This is a genomic window from Pseudomonas sp. S30_BP2TU TE3576 (assembly GCF_050436025.1).
GTDB lineage: Bacteria > Pseudomonadota > Gammaproteobacteria > Pseudomonadales > Pseudomonadaceae > Aquipseudomonas.
In genome coordinates this window covers 5,154,848-5,175,223 of record NZ_JBNDLK010000001.1, presented here as the reverse complement: position 1 = coordinate 5,175,223, position 20,376 = coordinate 5,154,848, and the positions used below count along the sequence as shown (strand labels likewise).

19 protein-coding genes are annotated in these 20,376 nt (G+C 62.0%); 7 read left to right on the top strand and 12 right to left on the bottom strand.

The window, feature by feature from the left end; genetic code table 11:
• Positions 1–47: 47 nt before the first annotated feature.
• Positions 48–782 carry a thioesterase II family protein gene (locus tag ABIA48_RS23685; RefSeq protein WP_429491732.1) on the bottom strand — a complete coding sequence of 245 codons (735 nt, stop codon included), beginning with the start codon at positions 780–782 and terminating at the stop codon, positions 48–50.
• A gap of 192 nt (positions 783–974) precedes the next feature.
• Between ABIA48_RS23685 and ABIA48_RS23680 the strand changes: the two genes are divergently transcribed.
• Both ABIA48_RS23680 and ABIA48_RS23675 read left to right on the top strand, forming a co-directional pair.
• A complete protein-coding gene (locus tag ABIA48_RS23680; protein WP_429491730.1) occupies positions 975–2,798 on the top strand; it encodes a glycoside hydrolase family 15 protein in 1,824 nt (607 codons plus the stop codon).
• A 311-nt stretch (positions 2,799–3,109) separates the two neighbouring features.
• Positions 3,110–3,499, top strand: coding sequence for a hypothetical protein (locus ABIA48_RS23675; protein ID WP_429491728.1), 390 nt, complete (start codon positions 3,110–3,112; stop codon positions 3,497–3,499).
• Between the two features lie 11 nt (positions 3,500–3,510).
• On the opposite strand, the gene ABIA48_RS23670 is transcribed toward ABIA48_RS23675, so the two are convergent.
• Entirely contained in the window at positions 3,511–4,494 is a 984-nt protein-coding gene (locus ABIA48_RS23670) for a GlxA family transcriptional regulator (RefSeq protein ID WP_429491726.1), read from the bottom strand.
• An 88-nt stretch (positions 4,495–4,582) separates the two neighbouring features.
• Here ABIA48_RS23670 and inhA point away from each other — a divergent pair, with 88 nt between their 5' ends.
• Entirely contained in the window at positions 4,583–5,269 is a 687-nt protein-coding gene (inhA, locus tag ABIA48_RS23665; protein ID WP_429491724.1) for an isonitrile hydratase, read from the top strand.
• A gap of 294 nt (positions 5,270–5,563) precedes the next feature.
• On the opposite strand, the gene ABIA48_RS23660 is transcribed toward inhA, so the two are convergent.
• Positions 5,564–6,046 (bottom strand): SRPBCC family protein, encoded by a 483-nt coding sequence (locus ABIA48_RS23660; RefSeq protein ID WP_277530354.1) that lies wholly within the window; start codon positions 6,044–6,046, stop codon positions 5,564–5,566.
• 198 nt (positions 6,047–6,244) lie between these two features.
• Between ABIA48_RS23660 and ABIA48_RS23655 the strand changes: the two genes are divergently transcribed.
• Positions 6,245–6,643, top strand: coding sequence for a GFA family protein (locus ABIA48_RS23655; RefSeq protein WP_007981722.1), 399 nt, complete (start codon positions 6,245–6,247; stop codon positions 6,641–6,643).
• Between the two features lie 63 nt (positions 6,644–6,706).
• Positions 6,707–7,108 (top strand): lysozyme inhibitor LprI family protein, encoded by a 402-nt coding sequence (locus ABIA48_RS23650; protein WP_429491721.1) that lies wholly within the window; start codon positions 6,707–6,709, stop codon positions 7,106–7,108.
• A gap of 136 nt (positions 7,109–7,244) precedes the next feature.
• Here ABIA48_RS23650 and peaD read toward each other — a convergent pair whose 3' ends face one another.
• The 4 genes from peaD to peaA all read right to left on the bottom strand — a co-directional run bounded on the left by peaD (position 7,245) and on the right by peaA (position 11,832).
• Positions 7,245–8,363 (bottom strand): quinohemoprotein amine dehydrogenase subunit beta, encoded by a 1,119-nt coding sequence (gene peaD / locus ABIA48_RS23645; protein WP_429491719.1) that lies wholly within the window; start codon positions 8,361–8,363, stop codon positions 7,245–7,247.
• Between the two features lie 38 nt (positions 8,364–8,401).
• Positions 8,402–8,725 carry a quinohemoprotein amine dehydrogenase subunit gamma gene (qhpC, locus tag ABIA48_RS23640; protein WP_007971075.1) on the bottom strand — a complete coding sequence of 108 codons (324 nt, stop codon included), beginning with the start codon at positions 8,723–8,725 and terminating at the stop codon, positions 8,402–8,404.
• A 1-nt stretch (position 8,726) separates the two neighbouring features.
• Positions 8,727–10,157 carry a quinohemoprotein amine dehydrogenase maturation protein gene (peaB, locus tag ABIA48_RS23635; protein ID WP_429491717.1) on the bottom strand — a complete coding sequence of 477 codons (1,431 nt, stop codon included), beginning with the start codon at positions 10,155–10,157 and terminating at the stop codon, positions 8,727–8,729.
• A 94-nt stretch (positions 10,158–10,251) separates the two neighbouring features.
• Complete coding sequence (peaA, locus tag ABIA48_RS23630; protein ID WP_429491715.1) at positions 10,252–11,832, bottom strand: quinohemoprotein amine dehydrogenase subunit alpha; 1,581 nt, start codon at positions 11,830–11,832, stop codon at positions 10,252–10,254.
• Positions 11,833–12,176: 344 nt separating this feature from the next.
• Here peaA and ABIA48_RS23625 point away from each other — a divergent pair, with 344 nt between their 5' ends.
• Entirely contained in the window at positions 12,177–12,533 is a 357-nt protein-coding gene (locus ABIA48_RS23625; RefSeq protein ID WP_429491713.1) for a hypothetical protein, read from the top strand.
• Positions 12,534–12,581: 48 nt separating this feature from the next.
• Here ABIA48_RS23625 and ABIA48_RS23620 read toward each other — a convergent pair whose 3' ends face one another.
• On the bottom strand, positions 12,582–12,836 hold the full coding sequence (locus ABIA48_RS23620) for a DUF1652 domain-containing protein (RefSeq protein WP_429491711.1): 255 nt from the start codon (positions 12,834–12,836) through the stop codon (positions 12,582–12,584).
• A 276-nt stretch (positions 12,837–13,112) separates the two neighbouring features.
• On the opposite strand from ABIA48_RS23620, the gene ABIA48_RS23615 reads away from it, so the two are divergent.
• Positions 13,113–14,603 carry an aldehyde dehydrogenase family protein gene (locus ABIA48_RS23615; protein WP_429491709.1) on the top strand — a complete coding sequence of 497 codons (1,491 nt, stop codon included), beginning with the start codon at positions 13,113–13,115 and terminating at the stop codon, positions 14,601–14,603.
• A gap of 112 nt (positions 14,604–14,715) precedes the next feature.
• On the opposite strand, the gene qhpG is transcribed toward ABIA48_RS23615, so the two are convergent.
• Genes qhpG through ABIA48_RS23595 form a run of 4 tightly spaced genes read right to left on the bottom strand, consistent with a single transcriptional unit; the run spans position 14,716 to position 20,297 of the window.
• On the bottom strand, positions 14,716–16,011 hold the full coding sequence (gene qhpG / locus ABIA48_RS23610; RefSeq protein ID WP_429491707.1) for a flavin-dependent monooxygenase QhpG: 1,296 nt from the start codon (positions 16,009–16,011) through the stop codon (positions 14,716–14,718).
• A complete protein-coding gene (gene qhpE / locus ABIA48_RS23605; RefSeq protein WP_429491705.1) occupies positions 16,008–16,685 on the bottom strand; it encodes a subtilisin-like serine protease QhpE in 678 nt (225 codons plus the stop codon). The genes qhpG and qhpE overlap by 4 nt, the downstream gene beginning before the upstream one ends.
• On the bottom strand, positions 16,675–18,393 hold the full coding sequence (locus ABIA48_RS23600; protein ID WP_429491703.1) for an ABC transporter ATP-binding protein: 1,719 nt from the start codon (positions 18,391–18,393) through the stop codon (positions 16,675–16,677). Before ABIA48_RS23600 ends, qhpE begins: the two co-directional genes overlap by 11 nt.
• Positions 18,393–20,297, bottom strand: coding sequence for a sigma-54-dependent Fis family transcriptional regulator (locus ABIA48_RS23595; protein ID WP_429491701.1), 1,905 nt, complete (start codon positions 20,295–20,297; stop codon positions 18,393–18,395). Before ABIA48_RS23595 ends, ABIA48_RS23600 begins: the two co-directional genes overlap by 1 nt.
• Positions 20,298–20,376 lie beyond the last annotated feature (79 nt).

Here is a 20,376-nt window from a genome sequence, read left to right as displayed (position 1 = left end):
TCTGATACACCGCTTTCGCGAGCAAGCCCGCTCCCACACTGACCGAGTCAGGCAGTGACCGCCATGGAGTGCCGCCGATGATGCCCCTCGAGCTGATCCTTGATCACCCGCAGCACTTTCGCTTCATGCTCATGGATGAAGAAGTGCCCGCCCGCCAGCATGTCCAGCGAAAAACTGCCACGGGTTTCCTTGCTCCAGCCGATCAACTGCTCGGTGGTGGCGCGGTCGTTCTTGCCGCCGAGTACATGCACCGGGCACTTGAGCAGGGGTCGCTGCAGCGGTTCGAAACGCCCGCACAACAGGAAGTCCGCACGCAGCACCGGCAGGGTCAGGCTCATCAGTTCTTCGTTGGCCAGGATCTCTTCGCTGGTGCCGTTGAGTGTGCGCAGTTGCTCGATCAGTTCGGCGTCGGTTCTGGGCTGGGCAAAACCACGATCGTAATCGGCGCGCATCGTCGGCGCGGCGGTGCCCGAAGCGAACAGTGCCACCGGCTCCGGGCAACCCAGTGAGCGAAGCGCGTGGGCCATCTCGCAAGCCAGCAGCGCGCCCATGCTGTGCCCGAACAACGCGTACGGTGCCTTGAGCGTGGCTTTCAGTTCCAGGGCCAGTTGCAGCGCCAGGCGTCGCATGTCGGTGTGCAAGGGCTCGCCATAGCGCGCGCCCCGTCCCGGCAGCTCCACCGGTTGCAGCTTGAGCCACTGCGGTAGCTTGCGCCGCCAACGGCTATAGACCATGGCACTCGCGCCCGAATAGGGCAGGCACAGCAATGTCAGCTGGGTCACCGGGCTTACCTCGAAAGTTGTCTGTTTGGAGAACGGATGAGGTGTAGCCGGAATTAGTCGCAGATCCAAATGTGGGAGCGGGCTTGCTCGCGAAGAGGCCCGCAAAACCGCCACAACCACCCCGCCAAATGAACTCTCGGCCACCCAAACCAGTCACCTGATTAGGCCCCTGGTTCCCGGAGTTTCACGACAATGGCTGATCATCCCGAACGCCAAAGCCCTATCGACGCCCACGGCATCATTGGTGACATGCGCAGCGCGGCGCTGGTCAACGACAAGGGCAGCGTGGACTTTTTCTGCTGGCCGGAATTCGACAGCCCGTCGATATTCTGCTCGCTGCTGGACAGCCCCGAGGCCGGAATTTTCCAACTCTCCCCGGATTTACCCGATGCCCGCCGCGAACAGATTTACCTCCCCGACACCAACGTGCTGCAAACCCGCTGGCTCAGCGACCGCGCCGTGGTCGAAGTCACCGACCTGCTGCCCATCGGCGACACCGAGGACGACCTGCCGCTGCTGATGCGACGGATCCGTGTGGTCAGCGGCCGCGCCACGTTCCACATGCGCTGCGCTGTGCGCCATGACTACGCTCGTGCCAGCACCCGCGCTCGCATGGATAAGAACGACGTGATCTTCGAGGCCGCCGATCAACCACCCCTGCGGCTTTCTTCGGATCAGGTTTTACGCATCGACGACAACGTGGCGGTCGCCCGATTCACCCTCGACCAGGACCAGACCAGCGAATTCCTGCTCGGCGCCATCGACGATCCGCGTTTCAGGAAAGGCGCTGCCGAACTGTGCCTGCAGCGCACGCTGAAGTTCTGGCGCGACTGGATCGGCCAATCCAACTACCGTGGTCGCTGGCGCGAAATGGTCAACCGCTCGGCCCTGGCGATGAAGCTGCTGACCTCGCGCAAATACGGCGCGATTCTCGCTGCCGCCACCTTTGGCCTGCCGGAAAGCCCCGGTGGCGAACGCAACTGGGACTACCGCTTCACCTGGATCCGCGACGCCTCGTTCACCGTCTACGCGTTCATGCGCCTGGGCTTCGTTGCAGAGGCCAACGCCTACATGCGCTGGTTGCGCGGGCGGGTCAGCGACTGTCGGGGCAAGCCGATGAAACTCAACATTCTGTATGCCATCGACGGTCGCCAGGAGTTGCCGGAAATCGAGCTGGCGCACCTGTCCGGTCATGGTGGCGCACAACCGGTGCGCATCGGCAATCAGGCGTATGAACAGGTTCAGCTCGATATCTTTGGCGAGCTGATGGACGCGATTTACCTGGTCAACAAATACGGCGAAGCCATCTCCCATGAAAGCTGGAAACACACTGTGGAAGTGATTGATCAGGTCTGTGAAACCTGGGAACAAAAGGATGTCGGCATCTGGGAAATGCGCGGCGAGCAACACCACTTCCTGCATTCACGGCTGATGTGCTGGGTCGCCCTGGACCGCGCCATCCGCCTGGCGTCCAAACGCTCGCTGCCCGCCCCGTTCGCGCGCTGGGACCAGACTCGCCAGGCGATCTACGCCGACATCTGGGAAAACTTCTGGAGCGAAGAGCGCGGGCACTTCGTCCAGCACATCGGCGGCACCGGCCTGGATGGTTCGATGCTGCTGATGCCGCTGGTGCGCTTCGTCAGTGCCCGCGACCCACGCTGGCTGGCAACCCTGGAAGCCATCGAAAAGAACCTGGTGCGCGACGGCATGATCTATCGCTACCGCAACGACGACAGCCAGATCGATGGCCTGCCCGGCACCGAAGGCGCCTTCGCCGCCTGCTCGTTCTGGTACGTCGAATGCCTGGCCCGCGCCGGCCGGCTCGACAAGGCCCATCTGGAGTTCGAACAACTGCTCCGGTACGCCAACCCGCTGGGGCTGTATGCCGAAGAGTTCGACAGCCATGGACGGCATATGGGCAACACGCCGCAGGCGCTGACGCATCTGGCGTTGATCAGTGCGGCGTGTTTTCTGGATCGGCGGTTGAGTGGGGAGAAGGTTGTTTGGCAGCCTTGAGAACGCGTCGCCCCTTTCGCGAGCAAGCCCGCTCCCACAATGGCCGGCGTACACCGCTCAAATGTGGGAGCGGGCTTGCTCGCGAAGGGGCATCAGCCACAACACAAGATTGACTAAATACCGCCGAGTGGACCGGTGACCGGGGCAAGCCAATACCCTGCAACCACTAAACAAACCTGCCCGATTATCAGCAAGTAAGGCATCTCCATTGCCCGAAAACGATTGTTGCCAGCCGCTAATACCCCACCTACCATCCTCGATCAACGGGTACAGCAGAGCTGTCCAGAACCACCCGAATTCAAGGAACCAGAATGACCCAACGCATCCATCGCAGCATCGACGCCCCGCTCCGAACCGGGTTGAACCGCGAAGAACTCTGGGAGGCCAACGACAAAGGCCTGATCAAATGCTGGGAGGTCGGCCGCCAGCGCGCCGCTCGTTTCCCCGACCTCGCCCAACAGTGCCGCGCCGGCGAGTTGCCGGTACTGGGCTGGAAAGGTGGCGTCAGCCGCAGCCTGAAGAAACTCGAAAAATACGGCTCGCTCAAATACCTCGCACAGTGGCAAGGACTGCGCGGGGAAGATCTGGATGTGGATCTGGTACAGGAACGGGCACTGACCTGTTCACGGACAGGCATGATGGTGACGTTTACGCCGGATCCGGCGAAGTATTTCAATCAGGTGGCGGAAACGGAAGCCTGATAGCAAGGGGCTCAAGTCATGGCGGAATCTGCTCCAGCACTGACCGAAAAGCGCTCCCGATAAGCCTGCGGCGTCACCCCCATGGCCCGCAGGAAACTGCGGCGCAGGGTTTCTTCGCTGCCGAAGCCGCATTGCACCGCCACCCGCTTGATCGGCACGCCAGTGTCGCTGAGTAAACGCCGCGCGGTTTCGACGCGGATCAGTTCGATGGCCCGGGCCGGCGTCTGGCCGGTGTCGGCGCGGTAGTGGCGCACGAAACTGCGTTCGCTCATCCCGGCCTGCAAGGCCAGGGTCGGGATGCCAAGGTCCTGGGTCAGGTTTTCGCTGATCCAGGCGTGAAGTTCGTCGAATCGGTTGCCTTCTTTTTGCAGGGACAGGGTCACACTGAATTGCGACTGGCCACCCGGACGCTTGAGAAACACCACCAGTTGCCGGGCGACTTCCAGGGCCATGTTGCGCCCGAGGTCTTGCTCGACCATGGCCAGCGCCAGGTCGATGCCGGCGGTCACCCCGGCCGAGGTCCAGACCGGGCCGTCGTTGATGAAGATCGGATTGGGCTCAACGTGCAATTGCGGGTGCTGTTGCGCCAATTGCTCGCAGCGGGTCCAGTGGGTGACCACGCGTCGGCCATCAAGCCAGCCGCTGGCCGCCAGCAGAAACGCACCGGTGCACACTGAGGAAACCCGCCGGCAGCCCCGTGCGTGTTCGCGAACCCAGGCGACCAACGGCGCATCCTGCGCCGCCGCGTAAACACCCCAGCCACCGGCAATGATCAGGGTATCAGTGCCCTCGTCCGGTAACGGTTCGGCCAACAGCGCCAACCCCGCCGACGACATCACCGCCCCGCCGCCGCTGGCAATCACCGTCGGCGCATAGGGTGGCGGCAGGCCTTGCTGACGGGCAATGTCGTTGGCCGAAGCGAATACCTGCAACGGCCCGGTAACGTCGAGCAATTGCACGTTGGCGAAGGCGAGTACGTGGACGGTTTTGTGCATTTGGCGTAATTCGTGGGGATATTGGCGTATACGCCAAAGCCTACGGGCCTACAGTTAAACCGTCCACCCACTTCACGAGAAAAACACCATGACGTTGCAGATCGGTTTTCTGTTGTTTCCTCAGGTTCAGCAACTGGATCTGACCGGCCCTTATGACGTACTGGCCTCGCTGCCGGATGTGAAAGTGCATCTGGTCTGGAAGGACCTGATGCCGGTCACTGCCAGCACCGGCCTGATGTTGAAGCCGACCACCACGTTCGACGATTGCCCGGCGCTGGACGTGATCTGTGTTCCCGGCGGCAGCGGTGTCGGGCCGTTGATGGAAGACGACCAAACCCTGGACTTCCTCAAGGCCCAGGCCGCCAACGCCCGGTACATCACGTCGGTTTGCACCGGCGCGCTGGTGCTTGGCGCGGCGGGATTGCTCAAGGGCAAACGCGCCACCACCCACTGGGCGTATCACCAATTGCTCAAGCCGCTGGGCGCAATTCCGGTAAAGGATCGGGTGGTTCGTGACGGCAATCTGCTGACCGGGGGCGGGATCACCGCCGGTATCGACTTTGCCCTGACCCTGGCCGCCGAGCTGTTCGACCAGGCCACCGCCGAGCTGGTGCAACTGCAACTGGAATACGCCCCGGCCCCGCCGTTTACCGCGGGCTGCCCCGAGACGGCCCCGGCCAGTGTGTTGGAAGAGGCTCGCCAGCGGGCGGCCGGCTCGTTGAAGCTGCGGGCGGAAATCACCGAGCGCGCGGCGGCGAAACTCGACCGGCAGTGAAAAAATGGCGGCAGGAGCCCGGCTCCTGCCGCCACGATTTTTCAGACGCCCACAAAAAAACCCGCCGAAGCGGGTTTTTCCAAGACCATGACGACTCCTTGTCGTAGCGTTCCTTGCATATGGTCGATCATCCATGATCCTGAGCACATCCTGTGCTTCAGTGGGTGAGGCCAGATTACGCATCGGATCCAATCTGTAACAGGCGACATCGTTACCAGCGCGTGTAAGACATTCGCTATAAGCCCCCTTCCGAAAACCCTTAGACGCCTCAGGCACGGAGGCCGCGAGTTTCGCTCAAACACCCTGATGTTCGTGTGCCTTGGCCAGTAGAAACTGTTCGATATTGCTCATTTGTTCATCCCAGCCGCGACTGTCCATGCGGAATGCCTTGAGGCGGCGATGTTGGGGAACGTGGTCGAAACCGGACTCGGAGACCTTGAGCAACGTGCCGTTGTCCATGTCTTCGAGCTCGAATTTCACCAGTGTGGTGGGCTCCTGGGAGTAATCGAATTCAGGCTCTACCGCATACGGATGCCAGCGAAACGAAAACAGCCGTTCCGGTTCGACCCGCTCTACCAGTACATTCCAAAGCAAATGCTCATAACCGGGATAGGTAATCTGCCCCTGGGTCCACTCGCCTGCCACAAAGCGCTTGCCCTCCAGCGCCACGCCAAACCACTTCCCGAACTCTTCGGCATGGGCTATCGCTCGCCAGACCTGTGAACGCTTGGCTTTGAGCAGGACTTTCCTTTCAATGCGATCAGATGCTGGGTTCATAAGTCACCTCCTGTACTTGAACAGTAGGTCAGTAAGATCACGAGACCAACCCTAAAGTTGTACCAATCGGGATGCGCAATCAACCATACCTGAGATATTCGGTTGCATTTACACCGATAAGTTCTGGAGCAGGAGAATAGTCAGAGAATCGAAACTGCTAACGTTCCCCATTGAAATCGCCCCCGAAAGGAGTCATCCATGAAAAACCTGCGCGGCAGTTGCCTGTGCAAAGCCGTCGAGTACGAACTCGATTGCCTCGACATGCCCATCAGTCACTGTCACTGCCAAACCTGTCGCAAGGCTCACGCGGCAGCTTTTGCATCGACCGCCGGGGTCATGCGCGAGCACTTTCGCTGGACCAAAGGCCAGGATCGCCTGAGCCGCTACGAATCGTCGCCGGGCAAGTTTCGGCATTTCTGTTCGGTCTGCGGTGCACATTTGATGGCCGAACGGCTGGCCCAGCCTCACGTTATTGTTCGTGTGGCGACACTCGATAGCGATCCGCAGATGACGCCCCAAGCGCATATCTGGACGTCTCATGATGTGCCATGGCTTGAATACGAATCGGTGGAAAAGCACTCGCAATGGCAAGCGTAGTGGGCTGATTCCATCTCGGCGCTACACTGCACCTCTACATTCGGTCACAGCGAGCACTCCAGCATGAACCCACGCTTATTATTGGCGTTGCCGCCCCTGTTGTTCACCTCCATGGCTTTCGCCGTGGACTGCGACAACGCCAGCGACCAGGCGACGATGAACCAGTGCGCGGCGCAGCAGAATGTGGCCGCCGACAAGGAATTGAATGCGCTGTACCAGCAGATCACTTCGCGACTCAAGAGCAATCCGGACAGCAAGAAGCAGTTGGTGAGTGCGCAGCGGGCGTGGGTTGCGTTCCGCGATGCCGAGTGCAAGTTCTCGGCGTCCGGGGTGGAAGGTGGGAGTGTGTATCCGCTGATCTACAGCAATTGCACCACGGAACTGACCAAGGCACGGGTGGCGACGTTTAAGACTTACCTGAAATGCCAGGAGGGGGATTTGGGGTGTCCGGTGCCGGGAGTTTGAATCTCTAGCGCCTGTAAGGGCCTCTTCGCGGGCAAGCCCGCTCCCACATGGGCCGGTGTGAATGCAAATATGCGTTCCAACTCGGTCAGCTGTGGGAGCGGGCTTGCTCGCGAAGGCGTCAGTTCAGTCGCCGCAACTACCGGACAAAAATCTGCGCCGTGGTAATCGCCATGTCCCCGCCCGGCAACTTGATGCTGCCAGTCTGCTTCAAGCTGTCGGCATCGAAGATCGCCACGTCGTTGAAGGTCCCTGCCAGGTAGATCTTGCTGCCGTCCTTGTTGAAGGAAATGCAGTAGTACGAGTGATCGAGCGTGGCGGACTGGAGCATTTTCTTCTGCTTGATGTCGTACTTGGCCAGGCGGTTGAGCACGCCAAACATCAGGTTCGGATCCTTGGGCGAGCGCATGCCGCTGAAGTAGATTTCGGTCAGGGGGCCGAAATCGGTGGTTTCGGTCTTGCCGGTCTTCAGGTCGACGCTGAACAGGCCGTACAGGTATTCGGCCGTGGCCGGGTCCTGTTTCTTGTCCTTGAACTTCGCGGCGGTGTAGAGCAGCGAGAAGTCATTCCGGTACGTCTGCTGGTTCCACACGTAGAGCACGTCCGGTGCGCTGTAGTTCGGGCGTTTCCAGTGACGACTGGGGATCAGCACGTCGAACTTTCCGGTCTTCACATTGACCTTGTAGACATCCGCCCCCGCCACGTACAGCGTGCCGTCGTCGCCGCTCTGCATGATGGTCAGCTGCCGTGGCGCCGGGAAACTGCGCACAGGCTTGGCGTCCATCCCGGCGTCGGTGGCATACACGTCCAGCCGAGGCTGCTGCACTTCGTACCGATCGTTCATCATCAGCGTCGGGTTGGCGATGGTGAACAGTTCCTTGCCGTCGTGGCTAAGGGTAAAGGCGAACATCGACCTGGCTTTCTCCCCCGGCTTCTGGGTGATGCTGGCGTGGAACACCTGCTTGCAGCTGTCCAGTTCGACGCCGTAGACATCCGCGTAGTGATTGTTCAGCACATAGGCGGTCTTGCGGTCCGGCGACAGCTGCACGGTGCCGGGGCCGAAGGCGTCGGGCATCTTGCAGGTCTTGTACAAGGTGTCGGTGGCCAGGTCGATCACGTGCAGGTTGTTCGGGTAATTGGTGGTCAACATGTATTCGTGACCGTCCTGCAACGCGGTATTTTCATCGGCCAGGACACTGACCGAACAACTGCTCAGGACGGCAAACGCGGCCAGGCCGCAGGCTTTGATGCTGTGCATGCTGGAATCCTTCTTGTTATACGCTGCTTTCAAGGGCATCACTTGTCCTTGGGGAAGACAGTGCCGAGGTTGCGCCAGTTTTCGTTGGACGCCTGGGCATCCTTGTTCCAGTCCGGGTAGGTGCTCATCATGTCGGGCACCTGGGCCGGCCACCAGCAAGGGTCGGAGCAACCGTAGAGGTCCGCCTCCATCGGCTGGCACAACGACGACACACCGCCAAACGCATCGATTTCCCAGCCTGGGTCGGTGGTCGAGGCACAGCCCGCCACGGAACTCATGGCCACCACTTCTTCAATGCGGTTTTCATCCGCGGCCTGATCCAGCTTCAACGCTTTGTTATTGATTGCCTTGAGATGTTTCATATCAGTGAGCCTTGCGCGGAGTGATGTAACTGCTGATGAACGCAGGGTTATGGGCCATGATCCGGGTGTAGACCTCGATGCCGAAATCGACCCAGTCACGCATCAGTTCGCAGTAGTGATAGGTCGGGTGCGTCGGATCGCCGTACCGCGCGTAGCTCTCGTGGTAGCAACCGCCGGAGCACAGGTTGCGGATCTGACAGTCTTCGCAACCGGTATTGGTGCGGTCCAGGCGCTGGGACAGAAAGTCGTTCAACTCCACCTGCTTGACGCCGCTGTGGACGTTGCCGAAGGTCGGCAGGCTCGAACCGGTAAAGCGGTGGCACAGGTTCAGCTCGCCCTTGTGATCGACCGCCAGCATCTTCAGGCCCGCGCCGCACGGCAGGGCCTTTTTGTGGCCTTCGTGGATGTCGGTGATCAGCTGGTGCAGGTTGGAGAAGCCGATGTTGCGGTGCTCCAGCGCCGCTTCCAGATAGCGCCGACCGAGTCTCTTCATGTTGGCGAAGACCTCCACCAGTTCATCGCTGGTGAGGTTGAAGCTGCTGATGTCGCCGGAGGTCACCGGGGCAAAGCCGACTTCGGCGAACCCCAGTTCGTTGAACAGGTGATCCCAGATGGTTTCGACGTCGGTCACGCCGGTGGTCAGCGTCACCCGCGCCCCTACCGGACGGCTGTTGTAGCGCGACAGCAGCATCTCGGCCTTGCGTCGCACCACATCGTACGTGCCCTGGCCGCCCACGGTGATGCGGTTGCGGTCGTGCACGGTTTTCGGCCCGTCGATACTCACCGACAGCCCGAAACGGTGAGCATTGAGGTAGTCCACGGTGTCTTCGGTGAGCAGCGTGGCGTTGGTGGTCATGACGAACTCGACGAACTTGCCCGCCTCGCGAAAACGTTTCTCACAGTAGTCGACCATGTACTCGATCAGCTTGCGGTTGCTCAGCGGTTCGCCGCCGAAGAACACCACGGTGAAACGCTCTTCATCCGGGGATTCGCGCAGCAGCATTTCCACCGAGGCAATCGCCGTTTCCACGTCCATCTTCTTGCCGGCCGACGGCTTGTCGAGGTCTTCCTTGTAGCAATACGTGCAGCTCAGGTTGCAGCCGGTGTTGACGTTGAGCACCACGGTATTGATCGCCGTGCGCTCGACCCGTTTGGTGGCGATGTCCGGGGTCAGCGGCGAGCCGTCGCTGACCAGTTCCAGGGCCATCAGCTCACGCAGGGTCTCGGTGATTTCCTCGCCGTTGAAGCGCGCGGCCAGGCGCTGAATCAGGTCGTCCGAGGAACACCCGGGACCGCGCAGGGTATCGATGATGGTGCCCGTCAGTTCATCGCTGGCAAACAGCGAACTGCTGGGGATGTGAAACAGCATGCGGTCGGCATCGACCTGCACTTCGTGCAGGTTGCGTTCGACCAGATTCAAGATAGCGCCCATTGCCAACCTCCTGTGCAAGTCCCGCCTGGGGACCTGCGATCATTCCGGAAAAGTGTCTGAAGCCTTTGCTGTCAGTGCGGCTCACGTTTCAACATCACGGAATGGGTGGATTGTTCCAGCGTTGCACGGTCACGATCATGTGGCCTTCGCCGGTCAGGGATTTCCCGGCGTCGTCGACGGCGGCGATCACCTTGAGGTTGCCGGCATTGTTGGTGGACATCTTGCGCGCCGGGTTCGGCCCGGCATCGCCCGGGGTGAATACGCCTGCATCAGCCTGCATGGTGCCGGCAAACTTGACGTCTTCGTCTTCCTTGGCGCGGTCGTCGAAGGCCTCGACCTTCCACTGCGCCGGGAACACGCCGATGCGGTACGGCTTGCCGTCAGCGCCCTTACCCCAGGCTTCCGCGTCGAAGCGGCCCTGGACTTTCGGCGTCGAACCACCGCCTTCGCCGATCCGCGCCACCGAGAACTCAGGCACGACTTTGACTGTATCGATCTTGCTGTACACCGACAGGCTCGGGCCTTTCAGCGTACCGACGCTGACCGCGCGCACGCCCGGTTGGGCATTGGCGGCGGCCTTGAGCTTGACCTTGATCTGCTCCGGGCTCTGCGAGACGACTTCGACCACTTCCACGCCTTTGCCGAAGTTCGGCTTGCCGGAAAGACCGCTGCCGATCAGGGTCACTTCGGTTTCGCTGCCGGCCTTCACATAGCCCGGCTGCACCGCCAGCAAACGCTGGGCCCCCTGTTTGGCGGCGACGAAATCCAGGCCACGCTCGTCGTGCTCGGCCTCGAACATCCGGCCCTGCAGCGCATTGCCTTGCGCGGCGAACACCTGGCGCATGGTCACGCCATCGATGGTCACGTTGCCGCGCCATTCATAGCCGGTGTACAGGATTGCGCTGCCGTCGCCATTGAACGGGCTGCCGTCGGCGTACTGGCCCTTGACGCTGACCTTGAAGGTGTCACTGCCATCGGCGCTTACGGTCATGACACCGGCCAGCTCGCCCTTGCCCGGCAAGTGGCCGCTGAAGCTCCAGTCGCCCACCAGCGCATCGGCTTTGGGCGCCGCGCTCTGCCATTTTTTCCACGCCGGGTTGTCCAGCGGATAACGCTTGGCCAGCAGCGGCACCATGTCCTTGCGGGCGATGTCGAACCAGTCGCGGTCGCGGGCCAGCGCCTGATATTCCAGGGACGGCCACTGACCGAGGTGGAAGTTCACCAGGCGTTCCCACTCCTGCGCCGGACGCCGTTGCAAGGCGACCCGCGCCCCGGAGTGGCAGCGGCCGCACATCTGGCTGGTCTGGTCGTCGAAGCGCTCGACGGTATTGAGCCGCCGCTCCAGCGCATAGCGCACGCCATCGGTTTCGCTCGGCGCCAGGCCCTGGGTGTCGGCGAGGTATTTGACCAGCGTGCGACGGTCGTCATCGCTGATCTGCAAACCGTGCATGGTCTGCATGCGGGCAATGCTCATCAACCAGCCTTCCGGCGTTTTGCGCTGGTGGCTGATACGACTGAGGGTGTTATCGGCTTCGGGGGTGTGACAGCCCTGACAGGTTTCCTTGAGGATGGTCTGGGCGTCGCGGGCTGCCAGGCTATGAGGCGAATGCAGCGCTACACAAGCGGCTACGGCCAGCAGGCTGGCGCTCATGCCTGATCGGAGTTTTCTCTTCATCAACGTCGAACCTCGCACGGTGCGTTCTTATTGTTGTGGCTTATCGTTTTTATGGTTTCTGCCGTCGGCTTTGATCCGCTGACGGAGGCAAGAGAAACGTGTGCAATGTGCAATACACAGAGTGTGCCAGTTTGCAGATAAGCTTTTTTATCAATCACTTGCGTTGATTTTCCTGCATTGACCCATGCCTGGACGCGATGAGCTGCGTCTAGTTTCGCGACAACTGTTGCAGTCTGAGACAGCATAGTTGGCCCTGCCGGAACAGCTCATCGCCCGCCCATTGACGCCCCTCCCTTGCAGGCGCGAAATGGAGAGTCACCGATTGCCAACCAGAGGATAAATAAATGGCAAGCATCACTGTCCTGGCGGGGGACTTTCTGCAGGGTGACGGAGATTATCGCGATGGCGTTTTTACCCTCAGAACATCGTTGCACCCATGGCCCGGCCTGACCCTCCCGCTATCCAGGTTCAAAAGCGTGGAAGTGGCCAATGAGGACTCGATCAACAACATCAAGCAAGCCATCGGTTTCGGCGTGGCAGGCGCCATGTTGCTAGGGCCGATCGGCGCATTCGCCGGGTTCATGCTGGCGGACAAGGAAACCGAAGTGACCTTCCTGGCGACACTCAAGGACGGACGCAGGTCACTGATTGCCGCAGATAGCAGCACGTTCGAGGAAATATCGCGAAAAATGGCGTCTTGAACCTATCGGCGCAGTCCGCACCACACCGTGGTGCGGCTGACGTCAGATTCAGTGATAGAGCGTCGGTTGAACGCTTTTTTGCGACTGGATCTGTTGGCGCATTTCCGCCACCAGCGTTGCAATGCCGTGGACGCTGTCCAGTTTCCACAGTGGAACGTGGGTGGCCACCAGATCCACGTGGCCGGTCATGCAATCGCAGACCCGGATCGTCAATGACTGGTCCGGCGCCACGCTGCAGGTGCACACCGAGGGTAGAAAACTGCGCTCAATGATGCTTTGGATCTCCAGGGGTGAAAGGTTCATCGCTACCTCCCTCACGCCAGATGTGTAGCCGGGAAAATGGTCCGTCATTTCACCCACCGAGCCGGAAAATTCTAGTCCTCGCCAAGGGGCGCCTCAAGATCGCGGGCGGGTTGTTCGTCGTCTCATCCGGTTTCTCGATTTGCGACAAACTTCGCGCTATCCGACTGCTTCGGCGTCAGGCAAAACCCCGTCCGACAAGGCCTGACCGGCACTCCCGAACACTTGGCACAGCCATTGCGAAAGCCCGGTTCTCACGAACAACAAGAGGCCTCGCCAATGTCGCTCCCAAACGTGCTTCCCGCCACTTCGGCATTCATCCAGCGCGCCCCGCGCATGCTCATCGGTGGCGACTGGGTCGAGGCCGCCGACGGCCAGACCATGCCCCTGCACAACCCGGCCACCGGTGAGGTGCTCTGCGTGGTGCCACGGGCAACGCCGGAGGATGTCGACCGTGCCGTACTCGCCGCCCGTCAGGCGTTCGACGACTCGGCCTGGACCCGCACCCGTCCCCGGGAGCGGCAGAACCTGTTATGGAAACTCGCCGACCTGATGCAGCGCGACGCCGAGCTGCTGGCGCAACTGGAATGCCTGAACAACGGCAAAAGCGCGGCCGTGGCCCAGGTGATGGACGTGCAACTGGCCATCGACTTCCTGCGCTACATGGCCGGTTGGGCGACCAAAATCGAAGGCTCTACGGTTGACGTGTCGGCACCGCTGATGCCCAACGACCAGTTCCACAGTTTCATCCGCCGCGAAGCGGTGGGTGTGGTCGGCGCCATCGTCGCCTGGAACTTCCCGCTGCTGCTGGCCTGCTGGAAACTCGGTCCGGCCCTGGCCACTGGTTGCACTGTCGTACTCAAACCGGCCGACGAAACCCCGCTGACCGCGCTGAAACTCGCTGAGCTGGTGCTGGAAGCCGGGTATCCCGAAGGCGTGTTCAACGTGGTCACCGGCACCGGCATCACCGCAGGCGGAGCCCTGACCCACAACCCATTGGTCGACAAACTGACCTTCACCGGCTCCACCGCCGTGGGCAAGCAGATCGGCAAGATCGCCATGGACTCGATGACCCGGGTCACCCTGGAGCTGGGCGGCAAGTCGCCGACCATCGTCATGGCCGACGCCGACCTGAAAACCGCCGCGGCCGGGGCGGCCAGCGCGATTTTCTTCAATCAGGGCCAGGTCTGCTGCGCAGGCTCCAGGCTGTATGTACAGCGCAAGCATTTCGACAATGTGGTGGCGGACATCAGCGATATCGCCAACGCCATGAAACTCGGCAACGGCCTGGACCCGAGCGTCGAGATGGGGCCGTTGATCTCGGCGCGCCAGCAGGAGCGGGTTTATGGGTACATCGAAAAGGGCCGGGCAAGCGGCGCGACCATCGCCTGCGGTGGCGAGCAGTTCGGCCCGGGGTTCTTCGTCAAGCCGACAGTGATTGTCGATGTCGACCAGAAGCACTCTCTGGTGCAGGAAGAAATTTTCGGCCCGGTGCTGGTGGCGATTCCGTTCGATGACGAAGCCGATGCCTTGCGCATGGCCAATGACAGTCCCTACGGCCTGGGGGCGAGTATCTGGTCCAATGACCTGGCGGCGGTGCACCGGATGATTCCGCGGATCAAGTCCGGTTCGGTGTGGGTCAACTGCCACAGCGCCCTGGACCCGGCGCTGCCGTTCGGCGGCTACAAGATGTCCGGGGTCGGGCGTGAGATGGGCTATGCGGCGATCGAGCATTACACCGAGTTGAAGTCGGTGTTGATCAAGTTGTGATTTGTAGCGTCCTTTAGGCCGCCTTCGCGAGCAAGCCCGCTCCCACAGGGAAACGCATTCCAATGTGGGAGCGGGCTTGCCCGCGAAGAGGCCGGTCCAGGCAACCCAGAACTCAGGGCTTGAACCCCTGAGCCAACAACCAGCCACGAACCATCCTCCCCTGCTCTACCGTCAATCCGGCCAACACCTGTTCGGCCGGCTCGTTACGCAACCGCCGCACCAACGGTGCCACCTCAACCCCCTGTACATGCCAGATGCCCAACGGCTGATCCGCCGTGATCACCACCTCGGCCTCATCGACAAAACCATCGCGCAGCACCGGTGCGCGCTCGATCCTCAGGGCATTGAAATCGGCCTCGGCATGGGTGATTTCAGCATCCGGCCATTGCCGTCGCGCCTGCCAGAATGGCTGATCCAGCCAACGCTGCTCATCGGCATAAAAATCCCGGCCGATCCGCGCAAAACGCAAAAACAACTGTTCCACCCGCTGCTGGTGAAAATGCCAGGCCAGAGCCGCCCGTTCGGGTTTGCACAACAGCGTGTTAATCACCGTCGGCGCCTGCAACGCCGAGGAGAGGGATTGAAAGATGCCATTGCCCGACAACGGGTCCACCGCCATCGCCGCATCACCGACACGAATCCAGTTATCGCCGCACACCTGCGGGCTGAAAATCGCCGTGCTGCTGCGGGCATGCAGCTGCAAATCAAGCTCCGGTTCGCCGCCGAAAAACCCACGGGCCACTGCCGACTCCCCACGTCTTTGCCGGCAGTAATCGAGCAACATCGCCTTACCCGGCAACCCGGCACTGGTCACGTCCACCGTCCATTGCCAATAACACTGGCCGTCGGCCCGCCGCGCCATCCAGGCCCAACCGTCCGCAAGGCTCTCCACGGCGCTGGCGGTGCTGCCCGGCGTACCTTGCCAGCGATTGAGCAGGCTGACCGTCTCCGGTCCACGCAAGCCTTTACCGAGGGTCGGCGCCTGGCGTCCGCGGGCCTCCACTAGAAAGTCCGCTACCAGCGATTCGCGGCCGTCTATCTCGATTCGATGTCCGGTCGCGCAGGTCTGTACCGCCAGCACTCGACCTTCAATAAGATCAACGCCAGCCAAGCGCAAATCCTCACGCAAGCCGCGATCAAAGGTCGGGCGATCAAGCAGGTATTCAACGTTCTGCGCATGCTGCTGGCCGTTCCAGTTCACCTGTCGCCGGGAAGGCAACGCCGCTTGCGCCAACGCCTGCTGCAGGCCCGCGCCGCGTAACGCTTCCAGCACCCGCACGGACACGCCTTCCAGCGCAGCAAAGCGGCGCCACTCGCTGACCAGTGTCACGGCGTAACCCAGTCGCCGCAGCCCCAAGGCCACCGCCGCGCCCGCCGGCCCCGCCCCCAGAATCACAATCGCGGTCATGGCTCGAAACGCCGTTCGGGGCCGCGATAACGTGCGTTCTGTCGCAGAAACTCGATGATCTGCTCGTTGCTGGCATCAGGCTGCTCGACGAGGAAACCGGCGATGTGCCCGCTCAACGCGGCACAACCGAGGCTCGCCCCGGATTGCCCCGGATAGGTGCCATGCACGCACGCGGCGAAATCCGCCTGGGCACTGTTGAGCCACGACCATTCCTGCTCGGCGCACCGCGCATCGCCGGTCACCCGCAACACCTGCGGATAATTCGCCGGAAACACCCCGTCCCCCTGGGCCGGGCTCGACGCACACAGCAGCACGCCCCGCGCCACCGCTGCCGCGCAAGCGGCGCGTAACAGGCTGCGATCCTGACGCAAGCCGAGGCTCAAATTGATCAGTCGCACGTTCTGTGCCACCAGCCAGTCAATCGCCGTGGCGATCTGCAAAGCGCTGGTGACACCGCGCTGGTCGAACACCTGAGCTACGCAAAACAGTGCCGATGGCGCACGCCGGCCGATCGCCTCGATCACCGCACTGCCATGCCCCAGCGGATCTTCGCGCAAGTCGCCCTCGGCCAGGCCGTCTTCGAGCAATGAAAAGCGCCGACCGGCGATCACTTGCACCCGTTGTGCTGCCGAGTGGCCGCTGTCCACCACACCGATGCGCAACTCAGGTTTCATGCAGCACCGTTTTCGAGGTCAGCACGCCGTCGAGCAATTCGAAACGCAGATCGGCATCGGCCAGGGTTGAAGGGCGATGGCTGATCAGGATGCGCGTGCGTGCGGCAAACAAGCGGTCGATGGCGTCGATGACTTCGCGCTCGGTGGCTTCGTCCACCGCGGAAGTGGCCTCATCGAGTACCAGAATCAAAGGGTCTTGCAACAGCGCCCGGGCAATCGCGATGCGTTGCTTCTGCCCGCCGGACAACTGCTGGCCACGCTCGCCCAGCGGGCTGTCGAGGCCTTCGGGCAAGGACTCGATCAGGCTGTCGAGTTGCGCCAGGCGCGCCACTTCGGCAATCGCCTCGCGGCTGGCGTCCGGCACCGCATAGGCCAGGTTGTCGGCGAGACTGCCGCGAAACAGCACGATGTCCTGGCTGACGATGGCAATGCGCCGACGCAACTGGAACAGGTCCAGTTCGCGCACATCGACGTCGCCCAGCAGTACCCGCCCCGATTGCGGATCGTGATGCCGTTGCAGCAGGTCGATCAGGGTCGATTTACCCACGCCCGAGCCGCCGCTGAGGGCCACTTTCAAACCGTAGGGAATCCGCGCTTCGATGCCGCGCAGGGTCGATTGGCGACCGGGATGGGCGAAGTGCACGTTGTCGAACCAGAGATCGCCGCCATTGGGCATCGCGCGTGGCCTGGCGGGCGTCGACACGGTCGGCTGTTCGCCGCGCAACTCCATGACCCGGCCGAGGCTGACGGTCATCCGCTGAATCGCGACGTAGAGCCCGAGCAGGCTCTGCACCGGCCCCACGGCCATTCCCAGGTAGGTGGAAAACGCAATCAGCGCACCGAGCTGCCAGGTGCCCTGCACCACCCAGTATCCGCCGATCAAGAATGCGCAGGCCCGGGACAGCGAGGTCAGCGTGCCGGGCACGGCCTGGGTGAAAAACTCAGTGACTTGCAGGCGCAGCAACTGGCTCATGTAGCCTTGCCCCAGCGTCTCGAGGCGCTGCGCCTCGCGCTGTTGCTGGCCGGCGGACTGGATGAACTTCATCACCGGCAACGTCTCGACCATAAACGACGACATGTCCGCCGAACGCTCGCGCAACTGCCGCACATCGCGTTCGACCTTGCGCCGCATCCAGCGCAGCCAGAGGACATCGAGGGGAATCAGCACCAACGCCAGCAGCGACAGTTTCCAGGACAGGGTCAGCAGCATCGCCACCGCGACCACCAGGCCGATCACGCTCGACACCGCCGAGAACAGCGAGTCCACGGCAAAACGCTGGATTTCCGCGACGTCACCGTCGAGGCGCGACATCAGGTCGCCGATGCGCCGCTGGCCGTAAAAGCTCGGCGACAGGGTTTGCAAATGCCGATACAGGTCATCGCGCAGGGCAAACAGCATGCGCCCGGACAGGCGCGTGTGCAGGTAGCGGTTGATGCCCGAAAGCGCCGTGCCCAACAACCCGGCAACGATCATCAGCCCGGCGATCAGCACCAGCATCGGGAAGTTGCGCGCCAGCAGGCCGTCGTCGATCAGCAGTTTGGTCAGCCACGGCTGCACCAGCACCAGCGCTGAGGCGCAAACCGACAGGCCCAGCAGCCCGGCAATCGCCAGGCGATGGGGGCGCACAAAGCTGTACAGCCAGCGCAGCGACGCTTGCAGGGCCTCGGGGTTCTGGCTGTCGATCAGCCGGACGATCAAGCGCTGCATCACGAACGCAACTGTTTGAGCTTGCGATACAGGGTCGCGCGGCTGATGCCCAGGGCGTCGGCGGCGGCCGAGACGTTGCCCTGATGCGTGTCCAGGGACTGACGGATCAGCTCCAGTTCATTTTCACGGATGCTGCCGGCCTGGGGCCGTTCGCTGGCGGTCAATTCGTCGAGCATGCTGTCGGGCAAGTGGTCGAGGGTCAGCACGGATTCACCCGGTTCGCGCATGGCCAGCGCGGTGCGCAGGACCATCTCCAGCTGGCGGATGTTGCCCGGCCAGTGATAACCGCTGAGCAAGCGATTCAGATTGTCGTGCAGGACCACGGCGGGTGCGCCCAGTGTCGCCAGCATGCGACTGACCAGCGCGGCGAAATCTTCGCGTTCGCGCAGGGCCGGGAGCATCACGCTGATGCCATTGACCCGGTAGAACAAGTCCTCGCGAAAGTGTTTTTCTTCCACCAGACGCTTGAGGTCACGGTGGGTGGCGCAGATCAGTGCGACGTCGATGTCTTGCTCCTCGCCAGCGCCCAGGGGCGCAACCTTGCGATCCTGCAACACGCGCAACAGTCGGGCCTGCAAGGCCAATGGCATGTCGCCGATTTCATCGAGGAACAAGGTGCCGCCGTGAGCCTGTTGCAGGCGCCCGACCATGCCGCCCCGGCGCGACCCGGTGAACGCGCCTTCGCGATAGCCGAACAGTTCGGACTCGATCAGGCCTTCGGGAATGGCCGCGCAGTTCACCGCCACGAAGGGTTTGTCGCAGCGCGCTCCGGCCATGTGCAGGGCGCGGGCGATAACCTCTTTGCCGGTGCCGGTTTCGCCCAATAACAACACCGGCAGTTCATTGGCCAGGCCTTGACGGGCCATGCGCAAGGCACGGGCGTAACGTGTATTGCTGCCGGCCAGCGCTTCCAGATCCGGTTGCGCCTTGGCCGGTTTCGCGACTGTGCGCGGCGGGCTGCTGACGTTGATCGAGCGTTGCGGCGCGCGCAGGGTTTTGTAGAAGAATTCACCTTTGGCAGTTTGCAGGCTGCCGGTGCCGCCCTGATGCAAGCGCGCCAACAATTGCAGGCCGTCGACACCGAGAAACTCCTCGCAGCGCCGACCGACCAGGGCCGAGCGCTCGGCGTGGAGCAACTGACAGGCCTGGGCGCTGACCGCCAGGATCTGCCCGCCGAGGCTCACGGCCAGCAAGCCTTGCCAAGGGGATTCCAGGTATTGCCTGCGGCTGTGAAACGCCAGGACGATTTCGTCCGGATAGCTGGCGTTGAATACTCGGCTTTCGATCTGGCTGACCGCCATGGCCAGCAGCGCGGTGCTGTCGTGGGCGCGGCCGAGCGGGCCTTCGCGGGTCAGGTCGAGGACGCCGAGAATGTCGCCTTGGGGGCAATGGATCGGCACCGAGGTACAGGAAAAATCGCTGAGGCGATCCAGATAATGCTCGCCGCAATCGATCAGGGTCGGCCGGGCTTCCACCAGTGCCGTGCCGAGAGCGTTGGTGCCGCGGACGGCTTCGCTCCAGCAGGCGCCAAGGGTGATGTCTTGCAGGCCGCTGCCCTTGAGGCGATCGGCGCGGCCTTCGACAGCGAGGATGGTGGCATCGGAGTTGGCGAGGATGATCAGCCCTTCCTTGCCCTGACGCTCGGCCAGGTAATCGATCGCCGGCAATGCGGCGTCGATCAGCAAGCGATTGCTGGCCAGCAACACGTCCAGGCTGGCACTCGATTCCAGCGCCAGCTCATGCTTGGCATTGAAATGCACGCCATGACTCAGGCTGCGCCGCCACGAAGCATCGATTTCCGCACGCAGGACGCCATTCGGCACTTCGCCTTCCAGATGCAGCTTTTCCCGGGCCAGCCGGGCTTCGCGATGCAGTTTGGGGGAGTTTGTTTTTATTAGCGTCATCAAGCGCTCCGGGTCATCCGCCCTGCGCCTTCATACGTCGGCGCCCTGGCGCAATCTTTACGTTAACGTAAGGGCTATG